Below are 22,432 nucleotides of genomic sequence, written 5' to 3'. Positions count from 1 at the left end.
AAAATATTTAAAAAGGTTAATTAATTCTTGATAGTGGTTTTGGTTTTAAAGCCAAAATGTGCCGGAATATCTCCCGTCGTTACTGTAAACTTTACATTTTTGTCTTTATCGATGCAATACAATTTTCCTGGCGAAACATAATCTCCGGCATCGGTTACATATACATTTTTAGAAACGGGATCAACAGCCAAACCGTAAGGCGTTTTAATTTCGTCGCTAACGGATTTTGGAAGAAAAGTATCCGAAAGCAGGATTTCGTTTTTAACATCAATCATCGAATACGTAATGACGTTCTCAAAAGTGGTATAACTAAACTCAGAGCCAATAACATACGCACGATCGCCAGCAATAGTAATGTTAGCGCAGGCAATATCGAATACTTTTTTTACGGCATCGGTTTTAGTATTGATCACATATAGTTTGGATGGAATGTCATAATAATCGCCACGTGAACTCACATACAAATCTCCGTCGGTATCAGCTTTTAGTCGGTGAAGATTTATAGCAACTTCAATATCTTTTGTTTTGGTGAAAGTCTGCAAATCGATAACAGAAACCGTTTTTTCATAATTCGGCGGACTATAACCTCCTGAATTGGCAACATATAATTTACTGCCCACAACTGCCATTTCCTCCGGCTGACGACCGACTTTTACGCTTCTTGTAATCGCAAGTGACGTTGTGTCAATCTCGGCCACAAAACCATTCGGAGAATTATCACCCAATTCTACTTCGCCATCATAAGCGCTTACAAAAGCTTTTCCGTTGGCAAAAATTACGCTTCGGCAGTTTTTTACATCAATTACTTTAAGACGTTTTGATGTTTTGGCGTCCATAACTTCGACTTTGTTCGAGTTGTTGATTACGGCATAAACTTTAGAACCGTAAACGCCAATGTCGTTTCCAACATCACCCAAGCCCAAAGTCGCTTCCGGATTTGCCTGTCCGTAAACATTACGTCTGTAGGTTCCGGTTGCATAATCGTAATAATCGAGCGAAGCCTTGTTCATGTTCATATTTCCTTCGTTAAGAAGATAAAAGCCTTCGACAGTCGTAACCGTTTCCGGTGGAAGTACCACTTCTTCTTCGGGAATAATGTCGTCGTCTTTTTGACAGCTTTGAAGCCCAAGAATGGCGAAAGACAAAATCAGCCAAAATTTGTATGTTGTTTTCATAGTTAGATATTTACTTAATTATTAATATTTTTTTGATGCGGTTAATTTGAACGCGGATGACACGGATTCGCGTTGCGAAGACGCGGATTATCGCGGATTTTTTTTCACTTTTATATATTTAAAATCAGTTTTTATCCGCGTCTTTGCGATAGCAAATCCGTGTCATCCGCGTCAAAAATGAGGTGCCGTTTATCCATAATTCTATATTTTAAAAAGTCACAGCCAGATTAATACGATAATTGCGTCCCGGCATCGGAAAATTGAGAATCACATCATAATATTGATTAAAAACATTATTGACTTCACCGCTTAATTTAACTGGAAGTTTAGCCAGTTTTCCGTCCCAGATTAAAGCTAAATCGCTGGTGTACCAAGGCTTTACATAATTGACAGGAATATTGGCTTTCTGACTGTATCTTTCACCCGTATATATAAAACTGTAATTGAACTGCCAGTTTTTCCAGTTGATAGATGAAGTTAGTGTACCGCTGTTTTCTGGCGTGTACGGAATTTGATCTCCGTAAGTTGTGCCTTTTGGCGTAATGTCGATTGCTTTTTGATAGGTATAACTAATGCCTAAATCCAGGAAAATTTCTTCGGGAAGTCTGAAAATAAAATTCGAATTGAGTTCTAAACCTCTAATATCAACTTCGCCCAGATTCATCATCGTCCATCTAAAAAGATTGGCTGAGGGCATGGCTATAATTTTGTCTTTTACACGATTGTAATAAATATCGACCTGAAAAGAAGCCGACTGCATGACTTTTTTTGGTTCAATAATATAAGTTGTTCCGAAATTGTATTGCGTTGTAAATTCGGGTTTTAAATTGCTATTTCCGATAAAAGTGTAATACAAATCATTGAAAGTCGGCATTCTAAAAGACTCTTTGTAAAATGCCCTAACTCTGAAGCTTTTAATATCAAAAGGCTGATAAGAAGCCGAAACCACAGGACAAAAAACATTCTGATTATCACCCTGCTGATAATATTTAACTTGTTCGTCTACAAAAGCGCCCAGTAAATTGGCTTGAATGTCAAGACGTTCCCAATTCATTTCGGTAGAAAGTGCGCCCAAATAGGTGTATCGGGTAGGATAGGGGAAACGGTACAAATTGGCGTCGAGCGTATTGATCGATAAATCTGTCGCCAGCGAAACCTTCCACCATTTCTTTATTTTATATTGATTGACAACCGAAGCGTAAATTTCGTTTTGATAGTATTTATTGTCTAACGCGCCTTCGAGGGTTTTAAAATCGGGATCGATATAACGGCTGTAATCTCTGCTGAATTTTACATTGGCAAGAAGTTCGTACTTATCCTGATACGAATTTTGAAACGAAGCGTGTACAAAATAATTGCGATCCCATTGTCGCTGTACGTGATCGTAATTGTTGGCGACAATAGCGCCCGGAAGTCCGCGTTCTGAATCGTAATAATACCCTTTTAGCGATGCTTGTCCGTTTTGACCGACTTTTGCGTGAAATGTCAATTCGCTGTGAAGTGCCTCAATATCTCCATTTTGGCGAACGGCAGTTGTATCGTAACCATTCGTTTTCTGATAACGGTATTTGTATTTTCCATCGGCTTTTATCCATTCTGTGCTGGCAATAAGTGAAACGGCATTCGACAATTTCTGCTGATACAAAACCGAAGGATTAAAAAGTCCAAACGATCCGGTTTTGATGGCGGTTTTTATCTTATAATTTTTTCCTGCCGAAAATTCCGGCGCTTTGGTTTTTAGATAAAGTGTATTGGATGCAAAGAAACCACGCGCGGGCTGAAAAATGGTAGATTTCTGACCGTTGTAAAGTTCGATTGCTTCTATATTATCCAGTGAAAAACGACCTAAATCAACTTGTCCGTTTTGGGCATTTCGTACACTCATTCCGTCGTAGAAAACCGCTGTGTGCGCGCTTCCCAAACTTCTAACGTTGATGGTTTTGAGTCCGCCGATGCCACCGTAATCTTTCAGCTGAACACCCGAAAAATAACGCACTGCATCTGCAACCGATAAACTGTTGAGTTTCTCGAGCTGTTTTCCAGACAAGATCTGCACAGGCATTGGCGATTCTAGTTTAAATTCGCGTTTGCTTGCTGTAAGAACAACTTCTTTTAATGGATGGGCTTTTAGAGAGTCAGACTCTTTTTTAGCCACAGGATTTTCCTGCGCCAGTACGGGATTCGAAAATAAAATCCATACCAACAGGCATAATCCACCATGTATAAGGCATAACCGCCTATGTTTACATAAGTGCATAAAAAAACATTCTATTTTAATAAATAGTTTTTACGATAAAAATCGAAATCAAATCTTATTTGATCATTGTGTTTTTAAAGCTCTGATCCGCGAAAGCTTAAAATGTAATGCATAGGCAGGTCTCCTGACTTATTCCCATTTTGAACCGCCTTCCCACATTTTAGAAAAAAATGCAGTGGCAAAAGATAAGACCTGAGCATAAAGCAAAAAGTCTGTCAAAATGTTGCATGGAACTTACAGTAACGGGCTTGTTCAGGATTTGCACCTGATTCCCTTTTAATCAACTACGCCGAAAAACGGAGCTGAACCATTGCGGGTGCAAATGTACAGAAAAGAGATTGGGGTTTTAAGATTTTTTTAGGAAAATATTGTTTTTAGAAGTTTTAAGAAGGATTTATGAACAGTTATCATATGTGATAACCGTTTTGAATAAATAAAATGCAAAATTTGAAATGCCGAAAAAGGTAATTTAAATTGATATAAACATTTTAGAAATCAGATTTAAACTTATGAAAATACAACAAAGAGAAGCAGTTTTGAAATTAATTGAAGAAAGAAACTATTTTACAAAACTTAAACTAGATAATGAAAACTCGTTTGAAACCCCAATAAAAATATCATCCTATCATGAATTATATCAAATGGTTTTTTCATTGCTTAAAACGTGTATTTCTACACTTCAATATGATGCTTCTAATTTATCTGAAAGCGGAACGAATGTTTTGATTTTGTTAGAGATGGCTTTGCAACTTTTGCCGGAGTCTGAGATGGAGTTGTTGGATGAGTTGCGTGGGTTGAGTTAGTGGATTAGGTATTTTTAAAAAGAAAAGTGGTTGTTCGGGAATTCCGAATAACCACTTTGAATTTTGTATCAATTTTCGAGTATAGTAATTTCAAATTTTAGTGATGAATGTTCCACAGAATGAGATTATATAGATAATGAGATTATATAGATATAGTAGAATTGAAATAAAAAACAAGTATAATTACGTTTGCTTAATGTTATAAAATTAATTTATATTGCCAAAGAAATGTAGAATTAAATAATAAAAATTTTGACAGTATAGAGTTATAAAAAAATAATAATGTTTATAATTTTATTTGCTATAAATGTAGATTTCATGGAGAATAATAGTAAAGAAAGTGAAAATTTTGCTGATATTGAAACAGTAAAAATAGCAATTAAAAAATTTCAAAAACTTGGGTGGCCAGAATTTAAAGAGAATGATGATATTGAAAAATTCATTCAAACTATTTCAACGCAAATTACTAGTGAATTAGGAAAGTTTCCTAATTTTTTGATGTTACTAAAACCTAGAGATTTTCCTTTTGGAATATTTAGAGTAAGAGAAGTTACGGAGTCTGCTAATTTTAATTTGTTTACAGAACACTCATATCCACCAGCAGCTTTTACAAAACTTGGAAGATGCAATTTTCCTAAACATCCTGTCTTTTACGGTTCTAATAATCCTGTTACAGCACTTGCAGAAGTTGTAAGGGAATCAGATTATAAAGGGAAAAGATTTTGTATTTCATCTTGGGAAATAAATTCTCGACAGACATTTGTTTTTGAAAATTTTCTTCAATCCCCTTTACATCCAAAAAATACTTTTGATTTATTAGCAAAAGCGTTAATAGAAAAAGTTAGTGAGCCGTTTGATGATTTATTACCAATAGAACAGAAAGAAGGTATCACAGAATTTTTAAAATATATTGATAGTCAGTTTATAAATGATAAAGGATATTCTCTTTCAGCTTCTTTTGCTCATAGAAGAATATATGGAAATCATAATTTGTGTACGGATATTTTAATGTACCCAAGTGTTCAAACTTTAATGCAAGGAGTTAATTTTGCAATTAATCCAAATTTCGTAGATAATCATATGAGGGTAAAAAGATTTTACATTGTTGAACTGCAAAGTTATGATGAAGAAAGCGGGCAGTTTGCTCTCACTTTCCATAAATATGGAGATATCAAAAAGAATGTAATATTCTGGAAAAATTTAGACCCAAAGGATAAACAGTATCAGAAAAATGTAAAATTGGATTTTAAAAGTTTCATTAAGGACGATTTTAAATTTGAATTCACAAAATAACTTTATTAATTAAATTACTTACTATAAAATTCATACAATTATACTCATTATGAATCATAAGCCTTCTTTTGCAACTGAAAATTTAAAGAATCTAAAATCTAAACTTGAAAGCAAACAAATGTCTGTGTTAGTGGGGGCTGGTTTTGGGAAAAATATTCATAACATGTTTCCATCATGGTGGGAATTATTATTTGACATGGCTTACTTTTTGAATGGTAAAGAGATCGAGAAAGCTTATTTAAATATACCAGTCAAAAAACGTAGTCCTAAGAAAAAATTTATCGATGATGCAATAGGTGATTTTATAGATAGTGTAGGTTATTTAGATTTGGTGACCCAATATATTAATCGTAAAGGATTTCAAGAGGCAATATCAACATACATTGAAGATAAAACTCCGAAAGTCATCGAAAAAGACAGTAAACGATATATTGTAAATAGATGTCAAGGTAAAAATAATGAAGTTGAGTTAACAGATTCAATGCTTGATCTTCATTCATCTTTAATCAATCTTCCTTGGAATAATATTTACACTACGAATTATGATGAAATGCTTGAATTGTCTAATGACAAAACAAATGAAGAGAAGCTCCTTCTTATTAAAAAAACAATTGAAGAGAAAAATGAAAAATTATTTAATGATTTAATCCATTTTAGTACATTTAAAATAGAACAAGAAGATATACTTAATTTGATGGAGGAAAACGAAAGTTTAAATAATGTAGTTAGTAATACAGTAAGTACATTAACAACGCCAATACAATCGTCTAATTCTGAAATTAATGCAAAAAAAAATGAAATAAAACAAGCAGAATATGAATTGATTAGAATTGAAAGCTCTATAAAACAAAACAATATTGAATTACTTAAAATTCAAAAGGAAATAGAAAAATGCCTAAAGACTGTTGTTCACTCTTCAGATTTAGCAATTAAGCGAAATAGAAATATCATTAAACTGCATGGATCCATAAGGAAGGATAAAGATCCTTATGGTTTTGATAATGATATAAGAAGTCATTATGTTATATCTAAGGAAGATTATGATTTATATCCTCAAAAGCATGAAGCATTTACTCAATTAATGAGAATCTCACTTTTGCAGGAATCTTATTGTTTAATTGGTTTTTCTGGTGTTGACCCAAATTTTTTAGAATGGATAAAATGGGTTCGCGATGTTCTTGAAAGAAATGGAGAAAGCAAAAAAAATTATAAAATTTATTTAATTGAAGTAAGTAAAAATAAAGGTGAAGATGAAAAGGAGCTTTTTTATGAGAATTTCAGAATATGTAAAATTGCATTAGATGATGATTTGATAATTCAGTTTATGGAAGATGAAACTGGATTAAAGTTAAATAAAAAAATAGATAGAAAAAAAGCACTTCTCAATTTATTATTTTCTTATTTGAAGGAAGAAAATTTTGAAACTCCAGATTTATTTATTCAACAATATAATTCTTCAAGATATGCAAATGAGTGGAGTTCTATAAGTACATCTAAAATAATTTCAAAGGCTCCAGATGAAATTAAAATATTAATAGATGAGATACTTCAACATTATAATGTTATTGTAGAAAACAGAAATTGTTCACGTATAAAGTCAAATAATTTTATCTTTTCACGTAGCAAAGTTAGTCTACTCCAATTTTCGGTTAAACTTTTGAATGATTCAAAAAGTGATATTATAAAACAAAAAAAGATTTTTGATTTAATCTTAATTGCTATTGAAGATTTAATGTTGCCTATAGAAGGTTTCTGGAATTCTGAAGAGGTTTTATTTTTAGAAAGTTTCCTGTTAACAGAAGATGAGAAGAGCAGATTTAGTTTTTTGAAGTTAAGAGGATTACTTCTTTATTATGATAAAACTCAATTTTTATCTTTAGCAAAAAAACTGAATAATAATGATATTTTAAAATATGAAAAAGCTTTATTTTATGCTTTTTCATTTGATTTTAAAAGCATGAAATTAGAATTAGATTCATGGTCTCCTAGTAAAGCAGAATATATATTAAAAAAATCTGGTTTAATAGCTTTACTAGATCTTAAAAGTGCTGCAGAGTATTTAAGTTCAAATAAAACAGTTTTTGAAAAAAGTAGTGCAGAAGAACTATTATTTTATTTTCAGGCTATAATTTATTATGATCAGAATTTAAATTCTGTTAAAAGAAATAAGATAAACTCATATATTACCATTTTAGAAAGTAAAGGATTTAAAGGAATTGATAAGCAATTTAAAAGTATTGTTGATGATTTAAAAATAAAGCCACAAAAGATTGATCGTTATGGAGCAGGAAGGTTTTCATTGTTTAATGAAACAATATTGTCTAATGATATTAGTAAAAGGGCAAAATCAATACAGTTTATTCAATTATTACTAGAACTAGGTCTTCCTTTAACGGGCTATTATGCTTTAAAATCTGCTGAAGAATGGTATGAGGTGTGTAAAATTATTTTTGAAGAATTTCCGATTCCATGTTTATTTTATAGCCTTCAATATTCAACTGAAAAAGTAATAAGAAGGATAGGCCAAGATTATGCTTATTCTGATGAATTAGGCGACTACAAAAAACAAATTTTAAGAGACTTATTAGTTATTTATTTAAAAGATGAACTTCCGTGGAAATTTAAAAAATCCATACTTTATTTCTGTTCTGAGCTATTCGTTGCTGTGCATCCTAAAATTTGGGAGTCTAAATTTCTTTTAATTTGGAAAAAATCTGAATTTCAAAAATTTTCTTTTGATGATCGTCGTAATGAAGAGTATATTTTTGTTATAGAGGCTATAAAGATTATTAAAAATAAAATAACGTTTAACAGTATTATATTAAGCTGTCTTAATAATTTTGAAAAAAGTAACTCAATCAATTTTTTATACAATATTGTTCATAATGATTCTTTTAAAAATATAAATATTCAGAATAAAGCCATTTCAAAAAGAATTAATGAACTAATATTTCAAATAGAAAAAAATGAAAATCTGATATTTGTTTTTGGAAATTTAAATTCAAAGCTAACACCTTTACAACAATTACAAGTAAAAGAACAATTAAAAAAAATTAAATTTAAAGAGATAAAAGATCCAGGAGCATGGAGAATTTTATACTATTTCTGCAAGGAAGATTTAATTAATCAATTCAAAAAAGGACTTTTAGATAGTGATCTTGTTTTTAACACAGGGTTTAATTCACCTAAATCGTTAAGTTTAGGATATAACTTTTTAAGTTTGTCGATTTTTAATAATGATAAAATTTGGACTAAATCCGAAGCGAAATTAATTTATAAAAAAATGTTATTAGAACTTGATAAAATCGATAAATGGAAGCTAAGAGACACCGATACAGATTTCGAGTTTATGTTTAAAGAAATGTTATCATTTTTAGAAGTTGAGAGCAATCTATTAAATGAAATTAGAGGTTATAAGAAAACGAAAGAAAAAATACATAGCTATTTAAATTTAAAAGAAGACTATAATACAATTGGTAATGCTTTTATATCTGATGATAAAACGAATATTATTAATGCTTTATCAGAGTTATCAAACTTGATTGAAGATAAAATATCACCAACCGAAGTAAATGAAAATCTGCAATTGCTCTTAAATAGATTGCTTTTTCAAAATGGAGTAGCATTAGAGGCTATTTTGAATTACATTGCCGTATGGATTAGTGAGGAATCGAATAAAGATTTGTTTTTGTCTCATAAAAACGTACTTAAATTGATACTTGATAAATATTCAAAAGACTACCCTAAAAATGTTGAAATTCCTTTTGTCCGCAAACAGCTGGTAATTATTGGAATTTCATATCTTAAAATATTTGGAGATGATTCAAAAGTGTCTGAATTTATAGAATCTTTTAAAAAGAAAGAATTTTTTAATTAATTTGACTAATGGAGATAACAAGAAAAAGGATTACTAACAGAGAAAAAATTACCCCTTCAACCCCTCAACCCGCTGAAAAAATCCCTGCCTCGCCAATTTCAATTCCGTTTCTTCAATCGCTTTTAGAAGATTGTTTTGATTATCGGTGATTTCGTTTAAAGTGTCTTTCATGATGCTCCAAACGGGTTGCATTTTCGAGACCAGTTCTTTGCCTTTTGCGGTTAAGACAATCAGGCGTTTTCTTTCGTCGAGTTTGTCTTTTTTAGAACTGATGATTTTTTGCTTTTCCAATTCTTTAAGTAAACTAATCGTCGAAGGATGACTGTAGCCAATTTCGGTGGCAATTTCTACCACGCTCAGCATTTCTTTGATATGCAGGGTGTAAATTACAGGAAACCATTTGGGTTCAAAATCAATATCAAAAGATTTATAAATCAGCGCGCCGTCTTTGCGAAGTTGTTCGCTCAGGCGTTGTAATCTTGTTGAGATGGCGAGAATGCCAATTTCGTCAATTATATTCATTTTATTTTAGTGCTAAATGACAGAATACATTATCGGGTTTCATTAACGGAAAATTTTCCGGAAGCGCTTCTTTTGCTATTCGGTTAAAATCGTTCTTTTCGTAAAAGCGCAGCGCAGCTTCCAGTATGGCAACCGTTCCCAAATATAGGTTTTTGATTCCGTTTTGGTTGCAGAAAGCAATTAACTGTTCCAGAAGTTGTTTTGCAATTCCGAATTCTTTGCCTCGAAATTCTTTTCTCACAAACATTTTTCTGATCGCTCCAGCTTCGGGACTGAATTTTACCAAAGCAATAGTTCCAACCAATTTTCCGTCGATAAAAGCTCCAAGAAAACAACCGCCAGATTGGTAATAAAAGTTTTTGATGTTCAACAAATCCGGCTGATCTTCTAACGTAATCGGAACATTAAATTCTTTCTGCTGAATGTTTAAAATCAAATCTACTATTTCTGTTTCGTATTCGTTTTGTATGGGTTGAATCTGCATTTTTATGTGGAATTAAATTATATGTACAAAACTACGTAGTTAACTACATATATACAAATAAAAAAGATTTAATTCTTGTTGTTGCGTACAATTTAGAACGCGGATGACACGGGTTTGCTATCGCAAAAACGCAGGTTTACGCGGATTTTTTATTTTGAAATGTACATTTTGTTTCCCGCAGATTTTGCAGATTAAGCAGATTAGAAATGAATTTAAAATTAAATCCGCTTAATCTGCAAAATCTGCGGGAAACAAAAAAATCAGTGTAAATCCGCGTCTTCGCAACGCGAACCCCTGTCATCCGCGTTCTAAATTGTACGCAACAAACCCCACCAAAACCGCCCTAATATGCCCTTGCAACTTCAATTTATTCAAATCATTCAAAGGAAAAGTAACATCATCAGATTTCAGGATTGCATAAACCAAAACTCCGGCAACATTCATTAGAATAGTTTCGATTTCGGTGACTTCGATTTTGTTTTCCTGAATGCCTTTTTCGATAATGGTTTTTAGCGTTTTGATGTTGGAGTAGAAGAATAGATTGATTGCGTTAACGACATTTTTGTTTTCATTTAGTAATTTTTCTGCCATCATTAGTCTGTAGAAAGGTAAATTGTTGGCAATTAAATCAATATAGAATTGGGTATAAGCTAAAAACTCTTCCAGAATGCTTTTGTCTTTTGGACGTAAACTTTTTTTGAGGGTTTTAAATTGTTTAATCCGTCTTTCGATAACCATCAGAAACAAATTCTCTTTCGACTTAAAATAATAATTAAGCATTGCCGTGTTTATTCCGGCTTGCTGAGTAATAAGTCTTACGGTGGTTTCTTTAGATCCGTGTTTGCAAAATAAAGCTTCTGCAATATCCATAATCTGATTTTGCTTTTTTAGCGTGTTCATTTTACTTTAAATAAGATTAAACAGCGAGAATATTTTGTTTTTTGTAAGCGATAGCTTTGCTTGAAATAACAAAACCAATAAATACCACCAAACCCAAAAGCATTAAAGCCGCGCCAATAAAAAATATTGCTCTGTTGGTCAATAACTGTCCTTGTATTCCCATCGCTTTATTGATTAAAGTAACCGATAACTGATTGGCTTGTTCTGCGGTATATCCTTTAGAAACAAACAAACTTTGATATTGTGTACTGCGTTCTGTAAACGTTGATTCCTGCGTAGTTAAGTGACTCAAAAAACTTTCTTTATATTGCTGAATATAATTAAGCTGCAAAGTATAAAAACCGGAAACAGAGTTTAAAGAAGCTATAAATCTGGCGTACGCACAAACAATAATCCCCGTCATTCCGGTAGTTGGAGGCACAGCAGAAAGTGTAAAAAGCATGATCGATAAAAAGATACTTCCTGAAGCAATTCCCTGTACCAATACGGGCAGAATCAAATCTGAAAAATCTAAGTTTGGTGTCAGGAAATAATACATCCATAAATTGTAAAGGATCATTAAAACAAAACCGCTCATGAGTAATTTCGGCAGATTTTGTTTGTTTTTAAGGATCATTTTGGCTGTAAACCAGATCGCAAGAATAACTCCTGCGATATTATAAATTCCGAGTTCGACAATATCTGTTGCACTCCAGCCCAAAATACTGCCCGCGTAAGAATAAATTAAAGTAATCGTATCTTTTATTCCGTAAAACAAAAGCAATAAAAACAGTCCCAAAAGAAATTTTCCGTATTTAAAAACGCTTAAATGTATAGATGGTCTTTTGAGCGTAAACTGTTTGTACAGAAATAATAAAAGCATTATAAAACTAGTTGCAGCAACGATTCTGATTTTAGCGTCGGCAAACCAATATTGTTTTGGGCCGTAAATCATAACGTAGGCCAGGGAAGTAGTAAAAACGGCAAAAAATAAAGTTCCAGTCCAATCCATTTGATGGAGCGGATATTGGCGCTGTATTAATTTAGATTGAAAAATGAACAAAGAAAAAAACAAAGCTAAAATCTGCAAACCTATCAAAACAAAATAAATATAATTCCAGTTCATATTTACTGTAATCCAAGATGATAAAACTCCGATAATTACTGCAATAGCCGAAATTGAACCAAAGAAAATAGCCGATCCTATAACCGATTTTTTAGCTTCGGGCTGTGTAGAGAAAATGATAATCAACAAACTTCCGGCACAAACCGCCGCAATTGTACCCTGAAAAAATCGTAGCAAAATAAAAACCATCACATCCTGTGTTACATAACTCGCAATGCTAAGCGCAATTCCTAAAGAAAAAGCAGTCAATAAATAGTTTCTGGCAGAAAAATAACGAAACAAACGAAAGTGAATCGGAAGCATGGTTACAATTCCGGCATACATGGCCAAAACCGCCATAGAAATGTCTTCAGATTGTGCTCCGTAAAAACTCATTACATGATTTTGGATGAGTGCAAAAGGGGCAAACTGCGATAAGGAAATCAATAACATTAAGACTAATACTAAAACAGTTATCGTTTTGTATTGTAGTGCTTTTGCGTTAAGAAAAGGATGTGAGTTCATGATTATTTATTTTGAACAGTTACCGTTACATTCATTCCAGATTTTACTTCTTCGATATCTTTTTCGTTTACAAATGCAATTTTCACAGGGATTCTCTGAATGATTTTTACAAAATTTCCAGTTGAATTATCTGCAGGTAAAAGTGAAAATCGAGATCCGGTTGAAGCTGCAATGGCTTCAATTTTCCCATCGTAGGTTTTTCCCGAAAAAGCATCAACCGAGATTTTTACAGCAGAACCAACATGCATCTGGCTCATTTGGGTTTCTTTAAAATTAGCTGTAATCCATTTTTGGTTTTCGTTTACAATAGAAACCAAAGGTTGTCCTAATTGTACTTGTTGTCCTTCTAAGATGTTTTTACGGCCTGTTTTTCCAGAATAAGGCGAAGTAATTATCGTATATCCTAAGTTTACTTTGGCTAAATCCAAAACGGCTTGTTTGCGTTTAATGTCGGCGTTTAATAAAGCTTTACGGGTTTGCAGTTCTTTAATTTTAGAAATATTTCCAAGCAAAGCATTTTCTGTAGCATTAAAATCACTTTCGGCAACGTCATATCTGGTTTTTACCTGTTCGTATTCCTGACCTGTTACGGCTTCGTCTTTTAATAATTTCTGAAATCTTGCATTATCTTGTTTTTGCTGCCAAAGTCTCGCTTTCGCGGAAGCGATCTGATTTTTGCTTACTAAAACTCCGGTTTGTGCTACATTTATAGAAGCATCTAAAACCTGAATCTGCGCATAAGCATCTTCCAGAATTGCCTCGGCTTCCTGCACTTTAAACGTATATTCTCTGTTGTCCAGAATAACGAGTGTGTCGCCTTTTTTTACTTCCTGATGCTCCTCAAAAAGCACTTTTGTAATGTAACCGCTGGCTCTTGCAGAAACGGGATTAATGTACGATTCTACCTGAGCATCATTGGTTTCCTCGCTATTTGACGATGATACCAAATAAACCCCGAAATAGATAATTCCGGAAAGGATAATGATTATGGCAATAACAGATAATAATCTGTTGATGAAACTGTTTTTATGTGTTGAATTTTTCATTTTATTTTGTTTTAAATTGGTTATAAATTACCTGTAGTATATTGCAATCTGTAGTAAATAATTAAGGCATTGATTTGGGCATTCACGTAAGTGTATCTTGATTCCTGATACAAATTATCGGCGTCTAATAAATCGGTTAATAATGACAGCTGATTTAGGTATTTTGTATTGATAATTTCAAAATTGACTTTTGCTTGTTCGATCGATTTATCGGTAACGTCAATTCGGTTTAAAGCTTCTCCGTATTTGATGTTCAAAGCGTTTATGTCTTCGTTTACATTGTCTTTTACCCAGCTTTTTTGAAGTTCGATACCGCTTAATCTTTCTTTTGCCGCTTTTACTTTATTTGAATTTTGATAGACAGACGATATGTTATAATTTAATCGAACACCCACAAAACCAACGCTATAAATCTGATCGACAGGCGGTACAAATAAGTTGTTTGGATAATTGAAGCCATAACCCGAAACCAAACTTAAAGTTGGATAATAATTAGATTGTATATTTTTGATTCTGGCCGATTGAATTTTAGAATTCATTACCGTTTTTTGAAACAAATAAGAATTGCCCGCATCGTTTTTATTATTAGAAAGTACAATTTCTTTTAAACTACTGGTAAGCAGAGAATCGCTCGGAAAAAAAGTTACAGGTTCTGTAGTATTTAATAAAAGTGAAAGTCTTTTGTTTACGATTTCTATATCATTATCGTTTTGGGTTTTGTTTAGCAAAACATTTGATAAAGTCAATTCGGCGCGCAGTAAATCACTTTTGGTAACACGTTGGTTTTTGTAAAAAGAAGTAATGTTTTTCAATCTGGTTTCGGCTCTTTTTTGCTGGTCTTCAATTAGGTTTTTAAAATGATGTAAACGAACCAAATCCAAGTATTGCACCGCAGTTTGTAAACCAATATTTCCCGTTTGATCTTTGGTATTTATGGCAGATAATTCTTTTCTAAAAGCGCTTTCTTCAATAATAGATTTGCTTTTTCCGCCAGAATAAACATTAAAAGCAACATCAAGTCCTAAATTGGCAGCGTCTGGAGTTGGTTTACGACTTATTTGTGTGGCATCGTTTAAACCGTGATCGTACAAAGTGATTTTAGAATATCGTTGATAAGAACCGCCAACATTGATATTGGGTAAAATCGAATTTTTGGCATCGTTATAATCGTCCAGCGAAGCTTTTTCTTCTATGCCCGAAATCTGAACGGTTTTGTTATTTTGTTTTGCAATTGTAATCGCTTCTTTTAGCGAAATATACTGCTGTTTTTCAACTTGCTGTGCTGTTGCAGGGATGCTTAAGCCTAACAAAATCAATAAACTAATTAATTTAAAAGGAGTGAAAGGTTTCATTATTTTTGTTTTTAATTGTGTTGAAATAAGGCATGAGAATACCTGCTCCCAGAAAAGGAGTCTTTTTTTATCAGTAAATTTTTAAGGACTTAAAGCCGAATTTTGCTATTGATCGCCTTGATAACTGTTTCTAAATTGTGCAGGAGATTTATTAGTCAGTTTGCTAAAGATCCGGCTGAAATATTTTGGATCTTCAAAGCCAATAGCGCTGGCTATTTCTTTGATGCTCAGTTCAGAATACCACAATAAACGCTGTGCTTCGCGCATGGCTTCTTCCTGAATAGAATGAGAAACTGTATTTCCGGTTAAGTGTTTTAGCGTATCGTTAAGATATCCTAAAGAAAGGTTCATCATATTGGCGTATTCCTGAGGACTTTTGATCTCTTTGTAGTTTTGGCGTAATAATTTTCTAAAAGAGGTTACAATAGCGTTGCTTCTTAGCGAATGCTGTTCTTTATTTTGTTCTATACTTGCTTGATACATAGCAGTTATTCTGTAAATAAAAGGAATTACAATAGCGCGCATGGTTGGTTTGTAAAAAGCAGACATATCGTTTAGTTCTGAGGTATCGTACAATAATTCCATCAATTGAAAAAACCATTTTTTTTGTTCCTGCGAAAGATTTAATAATGGTCCCTGATACAAAGATTCTTCTAAAATTGATCTCGAAAAATCATCAACCAATTTGCTGTCAAAATAAAGAACCCAGCCTTCAATATTATAAGGTTCAACAACTCTTAGCACTTGGCCGGGTGCAAAAATTACCAATCCGTTGGCGTTAAGGGTAACTTCTTTAAAATCGATTACAAAATTGACTTTTCCTTTATCTAATAAAATGCAGATATAAAATTCGTTTCGGTGTGATCTCGCAACATCTTTTCTTCTCGAATTAATATACTCATCGTTTATACGTTCTATTTTTACGCCTAAAATAGATTCGTTTAATTTTATTATTGGAACCGCTGCTTTCATGATTACCTCTATTTGTATGGTGCAAATTTCGCGCATAAATAAGTAGTTTTGTCTAACTAATTACGGTTTATGGTGGACGATTCGCTTATTTAACTATAAAATTACAAAAAAGATGGACGATTCGTGTTTAATTTCTCCTTTATCGCGGTAATTTGAGAATCAAATAGATAGGAGGAAAGTATGATTTTGATAAAACAAAAAACTACTTTGAATCAAATTAAATATTGATTTAAAGTAGTTTAGAATTTAAAATATATAATTTAAGCTGAATCTTAAATTTCGCTCAAGGCAGATGGTGACTGTCCGAATAGTTTTTTGAAGGCGAATGAAAAATGAGATAAATCCTCAAAACCTAAGTCTAAATATATTTCAGAAGGTTTTTTGTTTTTCTTTTCAATCAGAAAATAAGCTTCATTTAGTCTTTTCTGAATGAGCCAATTGCTTGGCGTATTATGAAATGTTTTATTAAAATCTCTTTTAAAAGTAGATAAACTTCGGCCTGTTAAATATGCAAAGCGTTCTAAACTGATATTAAATCTAAAGTTTCGATTCATAAACTCTTCCAGATCTATTTTTTCAGGAATTCCAAAATCAAAAAAAATGTTGGCCAATTCCGGTTCCGTTTTAAGTAATATCAATAATAACTCTTCGCGTTTTACTGTAGAGAAAGTTTCGTTGATTTTCCCGTCTTCATCGTAATAAGGCGATAGCGATTCTACAAAATTCTGAATAAGATTATCTTTTTTCAAAACATGAATAGCGTTGCTTTTCTTTTCCTCAACAGCAGTATAATTATATTTTTTGCTAAAGTTTTTTAGAAATTCCTGATCAAAAGCAATAATAACTTTTTCAAATTGATTGCCAATTTTCTGTTTATTGTATTTAGCCAGATAATTTCTTCTTGCAAGACCATAATCACCCGGTTTTATTTGAAATTCTTTATTTCCATCATAAACCATCATTGTTCCCGAAATTAAATACAGGAAGAAATGCTCGGCAATAAACTGTTCCGGAGAAATTTCTGGACCAATATAACAAGAGGTGATTTGCGATACTTTCATGAGATTTAATTAAAGCGCAGCTAAAATTTTAATATCTTCTATTTCTAAGATTTGTTTTGGATAACCTTCTTTAACCGTATTAATCATCGCTTGTCCGACATCTTTAAGTGTCAATGATTTCTTCGGAAATAAAACAGGAAAAAGCGGTACTATAATCTTAAAAAAGGTTTTTACATTCTGCTGTCCTTTAAAGGGTTTCATAAATCCGGGACGAAAATTGTATTGTCCCCTAAAAGGCAGTTTCATCAAATCGTTTTCGGTTTTACCTTTTACGCGCGCCCACATTACTTTTCCGTTTTCAGAAGTATCGGTATGGCTTCCGGTAACGAAATTAAAAACCATATTGGGGTTAATTTCAGATAAAGTTCTGGCAAAAGCCAAAGTCGTATCGTAAGTAACATAGGTATATTTTATCTCATTCATTCCAACAGAACTTACGCCGGCACAGTAAAAGCAAGCATCATAATCGCGAAGAACATCCGCATAACGATCTAATTGCATAAAATCCAGAACAATTAATTCTTCCAGTTTTGGATGTTTTATTGCCGAAGGTTTACGGTTTATCATCAATACTTTTTTCACCGCATAATTGTCCAGACATTCTAATAAAACGCCTTCGCCAACCATACCAGTTGCACCTGTAATAATTACTTTCATGTTTTTTATTTTACAATATTATATAGAATCATACTTTTTCCTGCCGCAATTATTGCTTCTTCGTTGGTTCTTGGTTTCCAGTTTAGTACTGATATTGCTTTTTCGTTACTTGCATTTTTTCTTCTGCCCAATTGTGGTACAATGTTTTTTGCGCCAGCATTAAATAAGGCAAAAAAACGTATTAACCAGTTTGGAGCAATTTTAGTGGTAACTTTTTCGCCTTGAGCGCCTAAATTTTGTTTTAACAACATGGCAACTTCCGGAAAAGTAAGAATTCCGCCTGACAATGCCAAAAATCGCTGTCCATTTGCTTTTGGATTTAGCATAGCACGAATGTGTAAATCGGCTACATCTCTCACATCTGTAATGCCTAAAGCTATTTGCGGAATCGCTTTTAGAGAACCATCAAACAAACGTTTTAAAAGATCATGACCGCTGGATAATTTATCACTTAATAAAGGTCCAAAAATGGCCATCGGATTAATTACAGAAAGTTCTAAACCCTTTCCTTCATTTTGAATAAAATCCCAGGCTGCTTTTTCTGCCAGAACTTTAGACTTTAAATAAGCCGAAAGGTGTTTATCATCCGGATTTGTCCAGTCTTCTTCTGTAATCAATCGCTCATTATCGTTATGACTGTAGCCGACAGCTGCAAAAGAAGAAGTAAGCACAACTCTTTTTACACCTGCATTTTTTGCTACTTTTAAAACTCTCAAAGTTCCTTCTACAGCGGGTTTTATAGTTTCATCATCCGTTTTTGGAACCGCCAGCGAAATCGGAGAGGCAACGTGCAATACATAATCACAATCTTTTACCGCTTCATCCCAATTTAAATCAGAAGATAGATTGGTTTCAACAAAGGATAAATTTTCGAAAGAAGAAATCCCTCCATTTTTTAGCATCTGAATAACATCTTTTTGATTCTTCAGAGAACGCAGTGTAGTTTTTACTTTATAACCTTGTTCTAAAAGCTGTAATATACAATGTATACCGACAAATCCAGTTCCTCCGGTTACAAGAACCTGAATTTCATTATTTTGATTTTTCATATCTCTATTTATATAAGGCAAATTTCTATATAAAGTCAATTAGATACTTTGCTGTAAAGTCCAATTTTGCTTTGCTGGAAAGTTCAAAAATAAAAAACCAGAAGCGATAAACTTCTGGTTTGAGATATAATAGAAAAAGGAAAGAATTAATTTTGTAAATAACGCTCTGCAGGTTTTCCGGTTTGAGAACCTGTAAACAATTTAATACGCGCATCTTCATAAGCATCAATCAATTCCTGATTGTGTACAGAAGGGAAAGTAGCCAATTCGCCGGCAGCTAATCCAGCAAGTGCAGCATCAACACAATCTTCGGTAGTCATAATTGCAGCCTGATCTAAAGCTGATAACGGAACACCGCCAACTTCCCAGATTTCAGTAGCTGTAATCGACGGATTTACCAATTGTACTTTAATGTTAGTTCCTTTTACTTCTTCCTGTAATCCTCTTGTGTATTGAACAACAAAACCTTTTGTACCGCTGTAAACACTGCTAATTGGCAAAGTAAAAGCTCCAAGAACTGAACCAATATTGATTAAAGTTCCCTCATTACGAGCGATAAATCCTGGTAAAACCGCGTTTGACAATAACATTAAAGAAGTGATATTTACATCGATCATTTCTTTTTGTTTCGCAACAGAAGTTTGTGTAGAAGGTGCAAGGGTAGAAGTTCCTGCATTATTAATTAATATGGTAATGTTTTCATCATTCTGAATATTTGTTGCAACTCTTTCTAAATCTGCCGGAGCACCTAAATCTGCTACAAGATTTGTAACGGTAACACCATATTTTGAGGTAAGCTGTTCAGCAAGTTCTACTAATTTTTCTTCTCGTCTTGCTACCAATTTCAAATCGTACCCTTTTTTTGCTAATCTTTCAGCAAATACTTTTCCTAATCCAGATGATGCTCCAGTTACAACTGCTGTACCTAATTTGTTGTTTGTTTTCATGATATACGTTTTTAAGTTATTTATTTTGAACGCTTTATTTTTAATTCAAAATGTAAACTAATCTGTTTACACTTGCAAATGTATACAGAACTGTTTACATTTGCAATATAAAATGAAGAAAAAAATGAAAAATAATTTAGAAACCTCTGCGAAGTCCCTAAAACGGGAGGAAATGGTGAAATACGCTTTTGATACTTTTTACAAAAACGGCTTTCATGCAACGGGTGTAGATACGGTTATGGAAGGGACAGGAATTTCTAAACGTACTTTATACAAACATTTTGGTTCTAAAGAAGGATTAATTCTCGCTACGATCGATTATTATAAAACGTTTATGGGAGACTTAATTTCAAGTTTTGTCAATAGCGATCCAAACGCCAAACCAGTAGATAAAGTGCTTCGTATTTTTGATTTCTTAAAAGAAACCATAGAAAAAGGCAATACAAAAGGCTGTTTTGTGATGAATGCCAAAACGGAATATGTAGGCAAAGCACAAGATATTGAAACGAGCTGCGATAATTATACGTTAGGAATTCAACAGCTTTTAGAAGATACTTTAAAAGAAAGTAATTTGCCAAACTATAAAGACTTAACGCTTCAGATTATGATGCTTTTTGAAGGCGCAATCGTTAGGAGTAAAGTAATCAGAAGTGTAGAAGTTGCAACATTGGCTAAAGATGCGGGGAGGATTATTTTAGAGTTTAGAGTTTAGAATGTAGATTTTAGAATGTAGATTTTAGAATATAGAGCATAGAATATAGAGCATAGAATATAGATTTTAGAATTATTATTTGACGGGTCATTATAAGAAATAAAGAAATAAAGCAATTCAGGTTGTCAGGCTGAGCGGAGTCGAAGCCCGCAAAGCATGACACAAAGTTAATCATTTCTAGAAACGAGAAATCGCACTAGAAACTCCTGCTTTGTGGAATAACTAGTGCGATTTCTCTTTTCGTCGAAATGACAATATTGTCAATATAGTATCTTATTATTTTTTAACTGCAACTTCTTTAGAAGCAGTAATAATTACATCAGCAACTGCTTTTGGCTGAGAAATAAATACCACGTGACTTCCTTTTATTTCAGTGATTTTTGTGTTAGAACGTTTGTACATAGCGCGTTCTATACTTGGGTTGATGCTTTTATCTTCTGTAGCAACAATTCCGTAAGAAGGTTTATCTCTCCATGCTGCTTTTGTAATTGGAGTTCCAAAACCCTGAGCATAAAATGCACCTTGAGAGGCAAACATAAAATCAGATAAATCTTTTGGAAGATCTCCCGCAAAACCCGCATGGAATTTAGCTTGATCGTAATATGCGATTCCTTTATCGTCTGGGGTTAAAACACCATTTTCCGGAGCAGGAGGAGCAGTTTGTAACCATTGTACAGAGTTTTCTCCGTTATCAGGCTGTAAAGCCGCTACATAAACCAAAGCCACAACTTTTGGGTGATTTCCGGCTTCTGTAATTACAGTTCCACCCCAAGAATGTCCAACCAAAATTGTTGGTCCGTCTTGTTTGTCAAGAGCTAAATTAGTTGCTCTAACATCGTCTGCAAGAGAAGAAAGCGGATTTTGAACCACAGTCACATGATACCCTTTTTTAGACAAAATATCATACAAACCTTTGTAGCCAGAACCATCCGCGAAAGCGCCATGAACTAAAACTACATTTTTTACTGCCGGAGCAGTTTGCGCAGTTGCAATTGTTGTTGATACTAATAAAGAGAAAAATAATACAGCGAACATGAAATATTTATTCAATTGTTCTTTAATAACGATTGTTTTCATAATGTTTTTAATTTATTAATTGAGATTATTTGATAATGTGATTATTTGATATTGTAATTGATATTGATTTTTAAAATTGTAATTGCAATTGATTTTTGATATTGTTATTGCAAAACAATTGATAATGTAATTTCTGTATTCAATAATTTAGAAATAGGACAAATTGCTTTTGCTTTTTGAGCCAATTCTTGAAATTGTTCTTCTGAGATTCCAGGAACTGTTCCTTCCAATTCTAATTGGATTAAATTGATTGTTCCGTCTTCAAAACTCACTTTTGCTTTTGTGTCTAAATTTTCTGGTACAAAACCTGCTTCAGACAATAAAAAGCTTAACTGCATGGTAAAACATCCTGAATGTGCCGCAGCGATTAATTCTTCCGGGTTAGTTCCAACACCTTCTGCAAATCTTGTTTTAAAAGATAATTGAGCGTTGTTTAATGTTGTACTTTGAGTAGAGATAGTTCCAGTTCCTTCCATTCCTGTACCTTTCCAATTTGCGTTTGCTGTTCTTGTAAATTTCATGATCTTAATTTTTTATTTGTTACTTACTATTATTTTTTAAAGTTTCTCAAACCGTTGTTCTGATTTGATGAGGCAAATTTATGGCGGACATCTTCATAAATCAAATTAATAATTTTGT

Annotated in this window: 19 protein-coding genes and 1 riboswitch; of the genes, 4 read left to right on the top strand and 15 right to left on the bottom strand. The window is 32.9% G+C overall.

Features of this window, described 5'->3' with window-relative positions; translation table 11 throughout:
• Positions 1–20 precede the first annotated feature (20 nt).
• Together EV144_RS02540 and EV144_RS02535 are read right to left on the bottom strand one after the other, a co-directional pair.
• A complete protein-coding gene (locus tag EV144_RS02540; protein ID WP_134145872.1) occupies positions 21–1,175 on the bottom strand; it encodes a DUF5074 domain-containing protein in 1,155 nt (384 codons plus the stop codon).
• Positions 1,176–1,383: 208 nt separating this feature from the next.
• On the bottom strand, positions 1,384–3,432 hold the full coding sequence (locus EV144_RS02535; RefSeq protein ID WP_134145870.1) for a TonB-dependent receptor plug domain-containing protein: 2,049 nt from the start codon (positions 3,430–3,432) through the stop codon (positions 1,384–1,386).
• Positions 3,433–3,528: 96 nt separating this feature from the next.
• A riboswitch (cobalamin riboswitch) is annotated at positions 3,529–3,759 on the bottom strand.
• A gap of 182 nt (positions 3,760–3,941) precedes the next feature.
• Here EV144_RS02535 and EV144_RS02530 point away from each other — a divergent pair.
• The 3 genes from EV144_RS02530 (at position 3,942) to EV144_RS02520 (ending at position 9,405) form a co-directional block, all read left to right on the top strand.
• Entirely contained in the window at positions 3,942–4,235 is a 294-nt protein-coding gene (locus tag EV144_RS02530) for a hypothetical protein (RefSeq protein ID WP_134145868.1), read from the top strand.
• A 318-nt stretch (positions 4,236–4,553) separates the two neighbouring features.
• A complete protein-coding gene (locus EV144_RS02525) occupies positions 4,554–5,528 on the top strand; it encodes an RES domain-containing protein (protein WP_166670530.1) in 975 nt (324 codons plus the stop codon).
• Between the two features lie 49 nt (positions 5,529–5,577).
• Positions 5,578–9,405, top strand: coding sequence for an SIR2 family protein (locus tag EV144_RS02520; RefSeq protein WP_134145864.1), 3,828 nt, complete (start codon positions 5,578–5,580; stop codon positions 9,403–9,405).
• Between the two features lie 48 nt (positions 9,406–9,453).
• Here EV144_RS02520 and EV144_RS02515 read toward each other — a convergent pair whose 3' ends face one another.
• The 11 genes from EV144_RS02515 to EV144_RS02465 all read right to left on the bottom strand — a co-directional run bounded on the left by EV144_RS02515 (position 9,454) and on the right by EV144_RS02465 (position 20,004).
• Entirely contained in the window at positions 9,454–9,927 is a 474-nt protein-coding gene (locus tag EV144_RS02515; protein WP_134145862.1) for a MarR family winged helix-turn-helix transcriptional regulator, read from the bottom strand.
• A gap of 1 nt (position 9,928) precedes the next feature.
• Entirely contained in the window at positions 9,929–10,411 is a 483-nt protein-coding gene (locus EV144_RS02510) for a GNAT family N-acetyltransferase (protein WP_134145860.1), read from the bottom strand.
• Between the two features lie 297 nt (positions 10,412–10,708).
• Positions 10,709–11,311 carry a TetR/AcrR family transcriptional regulator gene (locus EV144_RS02505; RefSeq protein ID WP_134145858.1) on the bottom strand — a complete coding sequence of 201 codons (603 nt, stop codon included), beginning with the start codon at positions 11,309–11,311 and terminating at the stop codon, positions 10,709–10,711.
• 16 nt (positions 11,312–11,327) lie between these two features.
• A complete protein-coding gene (locus EV144_RS02500) occupies positions 11,328–12,920 on the bottom strand; it encodes an MFS transporter (RefSeq protein ID WP_134145856.1) in 1,593 nt (530 codons plus the stop codon).
• Positions 12,921–12,922: 2 nt separating this feature from the next.
• Positions 12,923–13,966 carry an HlyD family secretion protein gene (locus tag EV144_RS02495; RefSeq protein WP_134145854.1) on the bottom strand — a complete coding sequence of 348 codons (1,044 nt, stop codon included), beginning with the start codon at positions 13,964–13,966 and terminating at the stop codon, positions 12,923–12,925.
• Between the two features lie 20 nt (positions 13,967–13,986).
• On the bottom strand, positions 13,987–15,318 hold the full coding sequence (locus EV144_RS02490; RefSeq protein WP_134145853.1) for a TolC family protein: 1,332 nt from the start codon (positions 15,316–15,318) through the stop codon (positions 13,987–13,989).
• Between the two features lie 105 nt (positions 15,319–15,423).
• A complete protein-coding gene (locus EV144_RS02485) occupies positions 15,424–16,326 on the bottom strand; it encodes an AraC family transcriptional regulator (protein ID WP_134145851.1) in 903 nt (300 codons plus the stop codon).
• A 236-nt stretch (positions 16,327–16,562) separates the two neighbouring features.
• Positions 16,563–17,351: a helix-turn-helix domain-containing protein gene (locus EV144_RS02480; protein WP_134145849.1), complete on the bottom strand. Its 789-nt coding sequence runs from the start codon at positions 17,349–17,351 to the stop codon at positions 16,563–16,565.
• Positions 17,352–17,360: 9 nt separating this feature from the next.
• Positions 17,361–18,008 carry an NAD-dependent epimerase/dehydratase family protein gene (locus EV144_RS02475; RefSeq protein WP_134145847.1) on the bottom strand — a complete coding sequence of 216 codons (648 nt, stop codon included), beginning with the start codon at positions 18,006–18,008 and terminating at the stop codon, positions 17,361–17,363.
• Between the two features lie 5 nt (positions 18,009–18,013).
• Positions 18,014–19,057, bottom strand: coding sequence for an SDR family oxidoreductase (locus EV144_RS02470; protein WP_134145845.1), 1,044 nt, complete (start codon positions 19,055–19,057; stop codon positions 18,014–18,016).
• Positions 19,058–19,203: 146 nt separating this feature from the next.
• Positions 19,204–20,004, bottom strand: coding sequence for an SDR family NAD(P)-dependent oxidoreductase (locus EV144_RS02465; RefSeq protein ID WP_134145843.1), 801 nt, complete (start codon positions 20,002–20,004; stop codon positions 19,204–19,206).
• A 124-nt stretch (positions 20,005–20,128) separates the two neighbouring features.
• Here EV144_RS02465 and EV144_RS02460 point away from each other — a divergent pair, with 124 nt between their 5' ends.
• On the top strand, positions 20,129–20,716 hold the full coding sequence (locus EV144_RS02460; RefSeq protein WP_166670529.1) for a TetR/AcrR family transcriptional regulator: 588 nt from the start codon (positions 20,129–20,131) through the stop codon (positions 20,714–20,716).
• Between the two features lie 276 nt (positions 20,717–20,992).
• Here the strand turns inward: EV144_RS02460 and EV144_RS02455 are convergent, their stop codons facing one another.
• Both EV144_RS02455 and EV144_RS02450 read right to left on the bottom strand, forming a co-directional pair.
• Positions 20,993–21,793, bottom strand: coding sequence for an alpha/beta hydrolase (locus EV144_RS02455; RefSeq protein WP_134145839.1), 801 nt, complete (start codon positions 21,791–21,793; stop codon positions 20,993–20,995).
• Positions 21,794–21,897: 104 nt separating this feature from the next.
• Positions 21,898–22,314, bottom strand: coding sequence for an OsmC family protein (locus tag EV144_RS02450; protein WP_134145837.1), 417 nt, complete (start codon positions 22,312–22,314; stop codon positions 21,898–21,900).
• Positions 22,315–22,432 lie beyond the last annotated feature (118 nt).

This window comes from Flavobacterium sp. 270, assembly GCF_004368785.1.
Classification (GTDB): Bacteria; Bacteroidota; Bacteroidia; order Flavobacteriales; family Flavobacteriaceae; genus Flavobacterium.
This window is presented reverse-complemented; position numbering and strand designations above follow the sequence as displayed.